Origin of the sequence: Leptospira broomii serovar Hurstbridge str. 5399 (assembly GCF_000243715.2) — a bacterium.
Classification (GTDB): domain Bacteria; phylum Spirochaetota; class Leptospiria; order Leptospirales; family Leptospiraceae; genus Leptospira_B; species Leptospira_B broomii.
Window position 1 is genome coordinate 471976 of the sequence record NZ_AHMO02000008.1, and the last position, 12919, is coordinate 484894.

The 12919-nt window shown below is 42.6% G+C and carries 16 protein-coding genes; 7 read left to right on the forward strand and 9 right to left on the reverse strand.

Going from position 1 to position 12919, the window contains the following annotated elements:
* Positions 1–33 precede the first annotated feature (33 nt).
* From LEP1GSC050_RS07505 to LEP1GSC050_RS07515, 3 genes are all read right to left on the reverse strand, one after another.
* Positions 34–489, reverse strand: coding sequence for a hypothetical protein (locus LEP1GSC050_RS07505; protein WP_010570623.1), 456 nt, complete (start codon positions 487–489; stop codon positions 34–36).
* 82 nt (positions 490–571) lie between these two features.
* Complete coding sequence (locus tag LEP1GSC050_RS07510; RefSeq protein WP_010570624.1) at positions 572–961, reverse strand: hypothetical protein; 390 nt, start codon at positions 959–961, stop codon at positions 572–574.
* 50 nt (positions 962–1011) lie between these two features.
* Positions 1012–1428 carry a hypothetical protein gene (locus tag LEP1GSC050_RS07515; RefSeq protein WP_010570625.1) on the reverse strand — a complete coding sequence of 139 codons (417 nt, stop codon included), beginning with the start codon at positions 1426–1428 and terminating at the stop codon, positions 1012–1014.
* Between the two features lie 130 nt (positions 1429–1558).
* Here LEP1GSC050_RS07515 and LEP1GSC050_RS07520 point away from each other — a divergent pair, with 130 nt between their 5' ends.
* Together LEP1GSC050_RS07520 and LEP1GSC050_RS07525 are read left to right on the forward strand one after the other, a co-directional pair.
* Positions 1559–2266 carry a hypothetical protein gene (locus LEP1GSC050_RS07520; protein ID WP_010570626.1) on the forward strand — a complete coding sequence of 236 codons (708 nt, stop codon included), beginning with the start codon at positions 1559–1561 and terminating at the stop codon, positions 2264–2266.
* A 47-nt stretch (positions 2267–2313) separates the two neighbouring features.
* Positions 2314–3258, forward strand: a complete 945-nt coding sequence (locus LEP1GSC050_RS07525) for a DMT family transporter (protein ID WP_010570627.1) — start codon at positions 2314–2316, stop codon at positions 3256–3258.
* Between the two features lie 33 nt (positions 3259–3291).
* Here LEP1GSC050_RS07525 and LEP1GSC050_RS07530 read toward each other — a convergent pair whose 3' ends face one another.
* On the reverse strand, positions 3292–4404 hold the full coding sequence (locus LEP1GSC050_RS07530) for a sensor histidine kinase (RefSeq protein ID WP_010570628.1): 1113 nt from the start codon (positions 4402–4404) through the stop codon (positions 3292–3294).
* Between the two features lie 155 nt (positions 4405–4559).
* On the reverse strand, positions 4560–6419 hold the full coding sequence (locus LEP1GSC050_RS07535; protein WP_010570629.1) for a SpoIIE family protein phosphatase: 1860 nt from the start codon (positions 6417–6419) through the stop codon (positions 4560–4562).
* 17 nt (positions 6420–6436) lie between these two features.
* On the opposite strand from LEP1GSC050_RS07535, the gene LEP1GSC050_RS20950 reads away from it, so the two are divergent.
* From LEP1GSC050_RS20950 to LEP1GSC050_RS07550, 4 genes are all read left to right on the forward strand, one after another.
* Positions 6437–6574 (forward strand): hypothetical protein, encoded by a 138-nt coding sequence (locus LEP1GSC050_RS20950; protein WP_020987452.1) that lies wholly within the window; start codon positions 6437–6439, stop codon positions 6572–6574.
* Positions 6575–6681: 107 nt separating this feature from the next.
* Positions 6682–7248: a LemA family protein gene (locus LEP1GSC050_RS07540; RefSeq protein WP_010570630.1), complete on the forward strand. Its 567-nt coding sequence runs from the start codon at positions 6682–6684 to the stop codon at positions 7246–7248.
* Positions 7249–7260: 12 nt separating this feature from the next.
* On the forward strand, positions 7261–8139 hold the full coding sequence (locus LEP1GSC050_RS07545; protein WP_010570631.1) for a TPM domain-containing protein: 879 nt from the start codon (positions 7261–7263) through the stop codon (positions 8137–8139).
* Positions 8140–8145: 6 nt separating this feature from the next.
* Positions 8146–8691 (forward strand): TPM domain-containing protein, encoded by a 546-nt coding sequence (locus tag LEP1GSC050_RS07550; protein WP_010570632.1) that lies wholly within the window; start codon positions 8146–8148, stop codon positions 8689–8691.
* 70 nt (positions 8692–8761) lie between these two features.
* Here LEP1GSC050_RS07550 and LEP1GSC050_RS07555 read toward each other — a convergent pair whose 3' ends face one another.
* The 3 genes from LEP1GSC050_RS07555 to LEP1GSC050_RS07565 form a co-directional block, all read right to left on the reverse strand.
* Positions 8762–9640 (reverse strand): alpha/beta hydrolase, encoded by an 879-nt coding sequence (locus LEP1GSC050_RS07555; RefSeq protein WP_010570633.1) that lies wholly within the window; start codon positions 9638–9640, stop codon positions 8762–8764.
* 160 nt (positions 9641–9800) lie between these two features.
* Positions 9801–10145 carry an MmcQ/YjbR family DNA-binding protein gene (locus LEP1GSC050_RS07560; protein WP_010570634.1) on the reverse strand — a complete coding sequence of 115 codons (345 nt, stop codon included), beginning with the start codon at positions 10143–10145 and terminating at the stop codon, positions 9801–9803.
* Between the two features lie 48 nt (positions 10146–10193).
* Entirely contained in the window at positions 10194–10592 is a 399-nt protein-coding gene (locus LEP1GSC050_RS07565) for a SufE family protein (protein WP_020987480.1), read from the reverse strand.
* Positions 10593–10742: 150 nt separating this feature from the next.
* Here LEP1GSC050_RS07565 and LEP1GSC050_RS07570 point away from each other — a divergent pair, with 150 nt between their 5' ends.
* A complete protein-coding gene (locus tag LEP1GSC050_RS07570) occupies positions 10743–11756 on the forward strand; it encodes a zinc-dependent alcohol dehydrogenase family protein (RefSeq protein ID WP_010570635.1) in 1014 nt (337 codons plus the stop codon).
* A gap of 157 nt (positions 11757–11913) precedes the next feature.
* Here the strand turns inward: LEP1GSC050_RS07570 and LEP1GSC050_RS07575 are convergent, their stop codons facing one another.
* On the reverse strand, positions 11914–12825 hold the full coding sequence (locus LEP1GSC050_RS07575) for an aldo/keto reductase (protein ID WP_010570636.1): 912 nt from the start codon (positions 12823–12825) through the stop codon (positions 11914–11916).
* Positions 12826–12919 lie beyond the last annotated feature (94 nt).

Below are 12919 nucleotides of genomic sequence, written 5' to 3' on the forward strand. Positions count from 1 at the left end.
CATACATTAAGTTTACGTGAGCAATCTATTTATTTATTTTCGCCCAATTTTGGGATTCGAGTTTCGAATCGGTTTCGTAGAGATCTTAACTATCTTATCCCTTGTTCGAGTAGCTTTTTCTTTGATTAACTTCGTAAAAAAATAACAAGGCACAATAATTACTAATGCTAAAAAGAGATACTTAGGAAGCTGCGTCTCCAGAAAGGATTCGCGTACGATTCCTAAAACGCGGCGTTGGTTTTCGGAGATTTTGTTTCGATAGTCGTAACCGTACTGCCTGGCATAGGACTTCAACTGAATCCCTCGCCAAATTTTCTCCAGCGGATTTAAGCGATTTTCGAAAGCAGTCTCCGATTGAACTCTATTTAATTTTAAAAAACTTCCTAGAAAGGCCGTTAGTATGAATAGGCACAGTGGAACCAGCAAAAACAATATAAAAGGAGTATGGAGTTTTCCCTTTTTTAGATTCCGTCCCGAATTTCCGGCCATACTATTTCTTCGGATTATTCCATCCGCCTCATGAGTTCCTAGTTCCTGTTAGACCCTATTTTTTCGGACTAAAGGTCTCTTTCTATAGGTGCCGCCCCTCCTCGCGTGAAATTAAATCCCCGATAAGTCTAAGGACAACGTAACCCGGATATAAAAGGATTAATATAAAGAAAAAGAATTTGGGAATTTTCCTTTCGATCGGATATTCCCGCTCTAAACCGGTGGAAAGCCTTTCGTCCGCCCCCATTTTGTTTCTAAAATCATAACCGTATTTTTGAAACATTCGACTCATCGATAATTCTTCGAACAATGCGTCGATCTCCGTTAATTGCGAATACGAGCTTCTCTCGTCATGCAACCTATAAAGACGAACAATCTCGCCGATGAATACGCTTAACAAAAACAAAGCCAAGGGTATTAAAAACAAAATTTGAAAAGGAGTTAAAGGGGTTTTAAGTTTTGCGGTCTTCATCGGTCGATCAAAAGGTATCCTGAAAATGTCTGTCCGAAAAGCCGATTTTTTTATTTCTTATCGATTCCGTACAATTCGGTAAACTCGGATAATCGAGGAAATTGAAACAAATTAACGATCGTTAGTAGAATAGCTCCTCCAAGAGATAGAAAAGAACCGGTAATAAAGAACATTACGCAATTCAATAAAGTCCCGCCCTCGACGATTGCCGCAGTAATGATTTTCAAGGTTCTGTAATTTCCTAGATTTTCCTCTAGACTTTTTTCTTTCGAAGTTTTTGAGAGAACCTTCTTTAGAAAGAAGGCTAATGGTATACAAAAAACGGAAATAGCGAGTAATATTCCCGATATCGAAGACTCGGACGGCTCCTTAGCCCCTCCGATAAAAAAACTGACGGCCAAAAAGAAAATCGGACCTGCAACTATTGCTGCATGAACGAATTGAAGACTAAATAGAATTTGTTGCATGCGAAAGGAAAGTAAGGTTCAAAAAGATTATAGCAAGAATTTTTTTCCCGCTTTTTGATGGCTATACTTCCTAAAGGCTTCCGCCCATTTATTTTGAATCGAGGGCCCATCCTTTTAGGAAAGAACGAGTATGTTTCGAATCCGAATCCTTTTTTTCCTTTTGTTTTACGTCTTATTAGAGGACTGTACGACGGTTGGGTTTCATAGAGAATCGATTCGCACCCGCGAGGATTTCGGAAAACTCCAAACGATTCGTGTTTGTGTTTGGAAGGACGAAAACGTTTCGAAGGAACGGGTGAGTTCCCTCATCGAGGCATGGAACGACGAATTAGCATTGTATAAACTAAAGGCCGATGTCTCGCAGGTTAAAGTCTGGAATCGGCCCGGATGGACCGGCTTTGCGATATTAGAGGAATTATACAAGGCTGAACTTCCGGAAAATTGCGACCGAATTATAGCGTTTGCAGGAGTGAGAATGACCGACTTTTTCTACCAAATCGCTCAAATTATCCTAGCATTCTTTTTTATTCCGGTTCCGGAAGTTTTGGGGGCAGTCGACGGATACACCGGTACGAGAGGATATATTCTTGCACATACATTCTCTATCAACCAGCTATTCTGGGCCAGTCCTTCCGACACGATCGTTCATGAAGGTTATCATTTACTCGGCTGCGGTCATGCATTGTTTCTATCCAAATGTTATACGCGAATTAAGGAACTCAAAGATTCTAATCTTTCGGGAGCCGCGCAAACGGATCATTTCTTTCCGGCAGTAAATCCGAAAGGAGGTTACTTTCTGGAAAGAAAGGATGTGAATTTTTTCTTTTTGGGAGAATAAGTCGGATTCTTACTTTTACCCACAAGCTCTCTTAGAAAGCTGGAAGTATGGACTCCAAACAGGAAACTCTTTTGACTCGGCTATCGATGGGAGCCAGCGAAGAAACGAAAGGATTTATATACGCCCTACTAGGTACCGTCCTTTTTTCCTCGAAAGGCGTTCTTGTAAAACTAGTATATAATTACGGAGTAGATTCCGTTACGGTTCTAGCGTTTCGAATGCTATTCGCGATTCCTTTTTTTGCAGTCGTTCTCTATCGCGAATCGAGTAGAAGCGACGCTGCTCCCATTGCTTCCAAGGATTACCTTAATGTAGTTGCTCTTGCTTTTATCGGATATTATTTGGCAAGTTTTTTCGATTTTTGGGGTTTAGAATATCTCTCCGCTTCGATGGAACGACTTGTTCTGTTTACCTACCCTGCGTTAGTTTTACTATTAAGCTTTTTATTCTTGGGGAAAAAGGCTCATTCGGTGGAACTATACGCAGTCGCGTTAACATATTCCGGAATCTTGTTGGCGTTTCTTCCGGATGCGGAGGCAAACGGTCAAAAATCGCTCGTGGGCGCCGCCTTAGTCTTCTTATCTGCCCTGGCTTATTCCGTCTATCTGATCGGTAGCGGTCAAATGATTCCTAAATTGGGTTCCCGGAGATTTACAGCCTTATTGATGCTTTGGTCCGGCGGATTTGTCCTTTTACATTTCTTTTTGAGAAAGGAAGTCTCATCCATATTTTTGCAACCGTTGCCGGTATATGCGTACGGCTTTGCGCTCGGATTCTTAACAACCGTACTACCCGCCTTCTTGACCACTGCGGGGATTCAAAGAATCGGATCAAACAAAGCGTCGATCGCAGGAAGTGCAGGTCCGATTTTTACCCTATTTCTTTCGGCAATTTTATTAAACGAAAAGATAACTTGGGAAAATTTAGGTGGAACGACTCTTGTTTTATCCGGAGTACTGCTCTTAAGCAGAAAGAAAAAGATCGTAGTTTAAATCATTCCAGACTATTTGGATGATCGGTTTATATTAAGAGAATTCTAAAATCGCCTTCGTTCCGTTGTCTTGAAAGATTTTTAATCTGGCCTTAAGCTGTTTCGTTAGAATTTGCACTAGGGTAAATCCGGTCGTCCTAGGATTTTGCCAAAGACGGTTATCGGACAACCCCGCACCCTGATCCGAAACGCTCAATCGGTAAAACGCCCCATCCTGTTGAATTTCTACGCTTACACGCGCGTCGTTAGATCCATCGGAGCCGTGCCTAATCGCATTAGAGATTAGTTCGTTTACGATCATAGCGCAGGGTACCGCACTTTCGATCGGTAAAAAGACTTTTCTTTGCGGTTCCACGACCTCCACAATTCCTTTACCGTATTTTTTGGAAAGGTTCGATGAAATTTCCCGGATGATTTTAGAGAAATCGATTTCCCGATAATTTTCGGCCTTATAGAGACAATTATGAACTTCCGATATTGCAATAATTCGATTCTGAAAGTCCAAATACGGTTGATGGTCGGAAAGAGCCGCTTTGGAGTCTCGATGGATATCCGCTAATCCGGAAAGAACCTGAAGATTATTTCTCACCCGATGATGTATTTCTTTTATTAACTCGTCCTTTTCCTGTGCGTAACCTTGCAAGATCCTAACGGTCATGATCGAAATGGTGGTAAAAAGGAAAAAAAGGAATAAGGTATCCGTAAAGCTTGCTTCCGGAAGAGGAGCTTGATATGTCAACCAAAACGAACGAATCAATAGCAACCCGAGACAATAAACGGAAACCAAAATGGTCTTTGTTATGTCCGAAAAATATAAGAAAAGAATAATGATAGTCGGAATACTAAATCCCTGGTTAATCCCTCTAGCTCCGAAGAACCAACCGATAGTAACTCCGAGTAGGCTGAAAATTAGCGTTAAATTTAATGCATATTGGTACTTCTTACGAAAGAGGAGCCAGATCGAAAAAATCCCGGAAATCGCTACCGTGAGAAATCCGGGACGAAAAGATCCGTTTTTGAACGCTATAATATTTGCGATGACTCCAAGAGCAATTACGAAGCCGTTGAAAATCAAGAGATGTAATGCCCTATTCCGGGTCAAATAATCCCGATCGGCATATATTTTGTTAAACGAATCAAGAAACATTTCAGAAACCGACTTATTTATTTGTCAGAAATTTCTCTTTCTTTAATAAAAGGAAACAAGTTATATAAACGATAACACATTATGCCAAGGGTTTTTTCAATAGCAAAGGAAACGATAAAAACTTCGAAAGTGGATTCCAACTCACGGTTTCGAATTTAGCCCTTTAGGTCCAGAATCAACATTGCCATATCATCGCCAAAAATACCTTCGGAAAACTTAAAAACGTCCGAAATCACCTGCTCGATGTATTCTTCAAGAGATGCAACATTCCTATATTCCGAAAGAATGGCCTGAAAGCCCGGAAGATCTAGAATCCGGCCCTGTGCGTTAAAAATTTCATACATTCCGTCCGAATAGAACACGATTCGATCTCCCGACTTTAAATCGATGGACTCGTTAAAGTATTCGATCGAATCGAAGATAAGCAAAGGTAGATTCATTCCTTTTAGCTCGATCATCTCTTCCCCGCGGAAAAGCAAAATCGGAGGATGTCCCGCATAAGAATAAACTAATTTCTTCTCAAGCGGAAAGAATCTTGCCCAAACCGCAGCGATATGATGCTCCACGACCATCGGCTTGAGATCGCTTACAAACTGTTGAATTCCCTCCGCCGGAGAAATACCGGTTTTAGCATTATGACGAAAAGATAATACGGCCATTCCTGATACCATCGCCGACGAAATCCCGTGACCGGAAACATCGCCGAAAAGAATATCTAGCACGCCGGTTTCATGCTGGATGTACGTGATAATATCTCCGCCGACCTTCTCGAATGGACGAAAGTAACTTTCGAATTGATAAAAAGGGGAAGAAGGAAAATCGCGGGCAACTAAGGATCGCTGAGTTAGTCTGGCTAACTCCAGATCATGATTCATTCTTTCGTAAAAATCGTTTAGATCCGACTCCTTCTTTTTACGGTCAAAGGCCAACACAACCAGGTCGGATACTAGTTTTAAAACGTAAATATCCTCTTCCGTCCACAATTTCCCGCCTTTAACGGAGTCGAAGCCGATAAAGCCTAATTCGGCTTCCTGCGACGTCAATCCCACTACGACTACGGATTGAATGGAAAGTTTCGATAAGAATTTTCGTAACGATTCGTTAGACGCGGGTATCTCATCCAACGAATTATAAAGCATGTATCCTCGGTTACCGATAATTTCCAGGCTGTCATTTTGAAACTCTTCCAAAGATAGATTTTGGAGCCGATGCATCTTAGGTTCGATTCCCTCGTCGCACCATTCATGAGTGTTGGAAATAGTCAAACCTGCATGGGTATATAAAAAAACGTAGGCGCGATCGGCATTGCAGAACTTTCCTAATTGAGCCAGCGCAACATTGATCGCTTGGTTGGTATTTCCCGGATCCGTGCTTAAAAAGTTTCTAGAGATTTCGCTTAACAAACTTTCTAATTTAAGAGTCCTCTTTAATCTTAATTCCGCACCGCGAATTAGTGTGACGTCCTTTTGCACTCCCCAGGCTCGAAGTAATTTCCCGTCCTCTACAACTCCAAGCGCAGTATTTAAAAAAAACTTTTTTAATCCTTTAGGATCGACTTCTTCGGATTCCACATCGTGGATTTTATATCCCGAGCGGATAAATTCCATCAGCCCGATGCGGCTGAAGCGATTTTCGAAAGAATGGATATTTTTTAGAAGGGTTCCTTTTAGCTCTTCGGCTGTACGATATCCGTACATCCGGGCCAAAGTATCATTACAATGGGTTAACCTCGCGGTCTCAAAAATGACTCTGTATTGCTCTTCGACTGGGAGTCGAGTATCCACCGGATCTTCCAATTCATAGCACCAAATTCCTTCCGGAGCTCGAGTAAAATACCCCTCGATTCGCTCGATTTCATCGAGTCGTTTTCTGTAATCCAATTCAATCCTCGCTCCGAACCCTTGCCCGGTGAGATTTTTCTTCTTAATATCGGCTTCTCGAAGGCAGTAATTCGGAATGTTTTTTGCCAGGTCGAAGCAATTTGTCCGGGATATCCCGTAAACTATCCGTAACACCCCAGGAGGAGTTCCCTATGAAAACAACACACAAAATCTCGATCAATCACGATAAAATCTCCGCATTGGCGGAAATTCTGGCGGATAAGTTAATCGAGGAGATTAGAAAAAAGGCCTTAGAGAAGAGCCAAACATCTCCCAAGGAAGCTGCGTAATAGAATTTGGAAAAAACCGGTTGCAACGGACGTTTCCCACCCTAAACTTCGGATGTTCGGAGGTGGGAATGTCCCAAGTTTTTTTTTCACGCAAGGTTTCCACGTGGATGCTTTTATTTATCGGTACGTATTTTTCTTTCGGCTGCGGATACAATACGATTCAAGTCCAGGACGAAAAGGTTACCGCGGCTTGGTCCGAAGTATTGAACCAATACCAAAGAAGAACGGATTTAATCCCGAACTTAGTCAACACGGTTAAGGGATATGCCGCTCAGGAAAAAGACGTACTTACGGAAGTAACGAGGGCGAGAGCCAGCGTAGGATCCATTCAGGCGACTCCGGAAATTTTAAATAATCCGGATCTATTCGCAAAATTTAATAAAGCGCAAGGTCAAATGACTTCCGCACTTTCGAGATTGATGGTCGTAGTCGAAAAATATCCCGATTTAAAATCCAATCAGAACTTTCTCGAGCTTCAAGCGCAGTTGGAAGGAACTGAGAACAGGATTACGGTAGCGCGTAATCGATACATCCAGTCGGTTCAGGAATATAACGTAACCGTAAGGACCTTTCCGAATGTAATTACGGCCAAAATGTTCGGTTATACTCCGAAGCCGAATTTTACTGTGGAAAACGAAGCGGAAGTTTCCAAACCTCCTCAAGTTAAGTTTTAAGCGGCAATTCCTTTGAAACGATTCGGCGTCTTTTTTCTTTTACTAATGATATCGATTCCGATTTTTTCAGAACCGATCTCGATTCCGTCTCTCACTCGTAGGGTTACGGATCTAACGGGAACGTTAAATTCGGAAGAAGTTTCTTCTTTAGAAAATAAATTAGAAAAATTAGAGGAAAGAAAAGGAAGTCAGATCGCCATTCTGATCCTTCCTTCTACCGGAGAAGAGACGATTGAACAGTATTCCATTCGTGTCGCTGATGCTTGGAAGATCGGTAGAAAATCCGTCGCGGACGGTATCATTTTCATAGTCGCAAAAGACGATCGAAAGATGCGTTTCGAAGTCGGTAGAGGATTGGAAGGCGCCGTTCCTGACGCAACCTGTAAAAGAATCCAAATAGAGTATGTTCGTCCTCTATTCAAGGAAGGGAAATATTTCGAAGGAATCGATGCAGGAATCGATAAAGTAATAGGATTGATCGACGGAGAGCCTCTCCCTGAACCGGATACCCATACTTCGTTTCACGGTTCGGAAATAGGTTCGTCGGATATGACGATGTATTTCATCGTTTTAGGAATCATCGCATTGCTCGTCGGTTTTGCTTTTCGGCGATTGTTTTCACCGATCCAGGCCGTAGCGGCTACAGCTATCGCGTACTGGGCAGGCGGAGTATTCGGCATTTCCTTATCCGCACTATTACCGATTCTTGTAGTATTTTTCATTATACTTTGGGTTTTATACTCCGCGATTAAAAGTGGTGGTGGCGGAGGCGGGTCTTCCTGGAGTTCCTGGGGCGGAGGCGGCTCGTCTTGGGGTTCCTCTTCCGGCGGTTCAAGCTGGGGCGGAGGCGGCGGAGATTTCGGCGGGGGCGGATCCTCCTCGGATTGGTGATACAATATGACTAAAAATACGTCTCGTTTTCTTTCACATGCTAGAGCAGGAATCTTAGATTCCTTCGGAATCGGCTCTCATGATTCATTAAGATTTACTTTATTAAGAAAATATCTTAGCAAAGAGGATCTAAAAGAATTGAAGTCGATGATCGCATACTCGGAATCACAACACAGAGGGGAATTAAGATTGGCGATCGAGACTAAACTTCCCCTATTACAAGTCTGGTCGGGAAAAACGGCTCGAATCAGAGCGGTAGAAATGTTTTCTTTTCTGCGAGTCTGGGATACCGAAGAAAATACGGGTATTTTAATCTATTTACTTTTGGCCGAGAAAAAAATCGTTTTGTTAGCCGATAGGGGTATCTATAAGAAAATTGGGCAAGACAATCTGGATTCCATCGCAAATGAAATAAGCGAAGGCTTTAAAGAATCGAAATATAAGAAAAGCCTGGCTAATGGTATTCAAAAACTTACGGAGATTCTTAAGAAGCATTTCCCGGCCCAGGGAGAAAATCCGAACGAACTTCCCGATGAACCGTATATTGTCTAAAACTTTAAAAAATATCGTTTTTTCGAAATATACTATAATTTATCCGGAAAGAAGCGTAAAATCGAAACTTTTATATTAGAGTTTCCTTAAAGAATTCGATTTGTTCGCGAATCGTTTGCTCGAACAAATTCCCGAAATACGGTTCAAAATGGCCCATATCCAAGAGAGTCATTTTGCATCGGGCGATTTTCCGGCTCGTCTTGATAGCGGCCTGATAGGGTATCAGCGAATCTTTTTGGGCAATCTGCATCAAAACGGGAGCTTTGATTTTCTTCGCGTAGGCAGTCGGACGATACGTCGGTAAAAGTAGACAGATCCTTGCCGGAGCTTCATTTACCCAATTTGCACCCTTCTCTATTAAACGAGTATAGCCAAAATAGGAATCATCCGTATTCATTAATGCAAACGTTCCCGGATGCGCGACGATGGGAACCGTATGCGGAGAAAGGAATAATAAAGACTTAATTACATCGGATAATCCATGCAATAATCCTAATATTTGATAGGAAATCGGAAAAGAGTTGGTTGTTGAGATTCCATCGACGAAAGGAACCTGAGAAACGACCGCCTTCACGTCCGAACTCTTTGCCCCGACCACTAACACGTGACCTCCACCAAAGGAAGTTCCCCAAATCCCCAATTTTTCTCCATCCACTTCCTGCAACGATTTTACGAATCGGATCGCTTCTAAAAAATCGTGCACATGTCGATACGGGTTTATAAGATTCCTGGGAAGTCCTTCACTTTCGCCGAAATTTCGATAATCGAATAGAAAAACGGCAAACCCTGTTTCGCAAAACTTTTTAGCGTAGTCGGGTAAGCGAAACCTCCGCTCGGCCCCGATTCCATGACCCATGACAATGACAGGAGGTTTCTTAATATCGGGCAGATATAGCGTTCCCCGGCAAATCGTCCCGTTGCTTAAAAATTCTTTAGGTACTTCTTTCATATTTATTCGGTCTTCATAACGAAGTGGACGTTTTTGTCCATCTGATGGAAATTACAAAATCCGGAAATCGGCATAAATCAAACAAATTTTACTACTCTTTAACGTTTATCATTCGCGGGTAATAAAGTCCCGGATGGAGTTTTCTTCCCGTAAAGTATAATCAGGTAAAAAGTTGATTTTGAATCTTTTTAGGCAAACGCTCGACGACCATACGGTACGAAGTACGAATCGACCTTTCCAAATCCTGCTTCTTCAGTAAATCAAGACGATTACATCTGACCCATCCGTTTTTTGCCAAATACGGGGCGGGAATAATGCCTGTCGTCGAAACGTATTCGCTCCATTCCTCCGGCGGAACTTTAAAGGAGATCGTACCGTTTTCGAGACCGTACATGCAGTACATTTTATTGAAAACGGAAAAAACCAAATTCGATTCCCACTTTACGTCCACGGTCGTAGCCTTTAGGCTCTTACAAAATTCCTGTAATTGCTCGATCGATTTCATTTTATTTATGTAAGCTATAGGATTATCAAAAAAATCAATCTCAATATATTATAAATTCTTGATTCGATTTACCATCGAATACAGTCCGTTTCGGCGACTCATCGAAAGATGCTTATCCAAACCTATTTCTTTTAAAAAATCCAGGGAGGCAGATCGAATTTCCTCCCTCGTTCTACCCGAAAAGACTCTCAACAAAAGCGCTATCATTCCTTTCGTAATGGCCGAATCGCTATCCGCAGAAAAAAAGAGTTTATTGTCTTTCTCCTGCGAAACGATCCAAACTCGCGACTGGCAACCTGGAACTAATTTATCTTCGGTATGCTGTTCCTGAGGTAAAGGTGCAAGCGTATCTCCGATTTCGATCAAGAGCTGATACCGTTCCTCCCAATCTAAACATTCGGAAAATTCCTTTATAATTTCTTGCTGGGTTTCTTCCAAGTTCGACATTGCGAATCCTTATGACCTTCTCAATCTATCATAAAACTGACAGGTTTAGTGGCAAAACAAAATTACTTTAGTTACGATCGTTCACGCTCTTCCGCATTTTTAAGCTGGACTCTTGCGATATTTTGTCGAGGATTCGTTGCTACAAACGCTATGAAAGTATTCGAAATTCAAAATCAATTCGGTATTGAAAACCTAAAAGTCAATTCTCGCCCCGACCTCCAACCGGGTTTCGGTGAAGTCCTAATTAAAGTAAAAGCCTGTTCTTTGAATTATAGAGATTTTCTAATGATTACGGGAAAATACAATCCACGCCAAAAACTTCCATTGATCCCGTTATCGGACGGAGCCGGAGAAGTTGTGGAAATCGGCGCAGGAGTTACGAAAGCTAAAGTGGGTGATCGGGTCTGTGGAGTATTCTCTCAGGGTTGGCAAGCCGGGGAACCTGAATTGGAAAATCTAAAGGAAACCTTGGGTGGTCCGTTAGATGGATTAATAAGCGAATACAGGGTTTTTCCGGAAGCCGGTATCATCCCCTTTCCGGACCACCTTTCCTATGCTGAGGCTTCCACTCTACCCTGCGCGGGTTTAACTGCCTATAATGCGGTGGTAACCTTCGGAGGATTAGAACCCGGAAAGACCGTCCTTGTCCTTGGAACCGGAGGCGTCTCTCTATTCGCATTACAATTCGCGAAAATGCTCGGATGCAGAGTAATCGTAACTTCCTCCAGTGACGAAAAGCTGGAACGAGCCAAAAGCCTCGGGGCGGACGAAGTCATTAATTATAATTCCAAAACGAACTGGGATCGGGAAGTCAGAAAGAAAACCTCTATGAAAGGAGCGGATCTGGTTATAGAAATCGGAGGTGCGGGAACTTTGCCAAAATCGATCAATTCGACTCGCCCGGGCGGAACGATCGCATTAATCGGTGTAGTCGCAGGCGGAGGCGAAGCGACTCTATCGTTATTTCCTGTTTTAATGCAAGGGATCCGAATCCAAGGAGTCATCGTAGGCAGTAAAAGCGATTTTATCAGAATGAATCAAGCTATCTCGTTTCGTAAGAGTAAACCGATCGTCGATAAAATCTTTCCGTTTTCGGAATTTCCAAAAGCATTGGAGTATTTAAGAGATGGGAAACATTTCGGCAAGGTAGTTATAGAAATTTGATTATTAATTTTCTCTTTCGTTAGCTTCGTCCTTTGAGCCGCTTCGGCTCGACATGATAGCGTCCACTTTTGTTCGCAAAAACGCAAACAATCAGAAGATGCGAAAAGATTTAATTAAATTTTTATCAAGCGCCTAGTTCTGGCAAGAAATCCTTCGATTATGGAATCGAATGACCCGCACCGGCGGCCCAAATTCGATACCATTCCTCTCGCGTCAAATGGATGCGAAACGCTTCCGCTGCCGACCGCAGACGACTAGTTTGATTTGTTCCTACGATCGGCAAAATGCCGGCCGGATGAACTAGAAACCAGGCGTACAGAATTGCATCCGATGATACTCCTTTGTCTTTAGCCAATTGCTCGAGAGCATCTCGCACGGCTACTTCGCGCTCCCCCTTATGCGAGAAGATGCGTCCGCCCGCAGTTGGAGACCATGCCATCGGACGAAATCGTAATTCTTGCGCCTGATCAAAGGTCCCGTCAGTTAACGGAGAAAGATGTAACGGATGAAATTCCACCTGGTTTGTTACTAGCGGAAAATTCAAACGACTTTGCAAAAGCTGAAATTGCGAGGGAGTAAAATTAGAAACTCCGAAATGCATTACCTTTCCCGCAGCACGCAATTTAAAGAAGGCCGACGCGACAGAATCGGCATCCATTAGAAAATCAGGACGATGAATCAACAAAAGATCGATCTTTTCGACTCCTAATTTTTCCAAAGAGGAATCGACCGATTCTAGAATATGCTCCTCGCTAGTATTATAATGTTTTAAATGAATTCCAGGATGTTTTACGCTCGGGACCTGAATTCCGCATTTTGTCACGATCGTTATCGAATCTTTAAGACCGGGTTTCAAGCGAAGCGCTTTTCCAAAATGTTCCTCGTTCTGATATTCGCCGTAGATGTCGGCGTGATCGAAAGTATAAATCCCTAGTTCCAAAGAAAATTCGATTTTTTCCAAGATTCTCTGCGCTCCAAATCCTTGCGGATCGGAATGTAATCTCCAGCAACCGAACACAAGCCTTGATAAGGCAGGGCCTCCCGCTGTAAGCGAAATAGATGGAATCATTTTTTTTCTCCCGCTTAATCTGAGTCTCTAATCACCCTCGCATCAAGATATTTTTAGTTCGAATCTGGATGACTTTTCTCTCCTATGAGCCGAG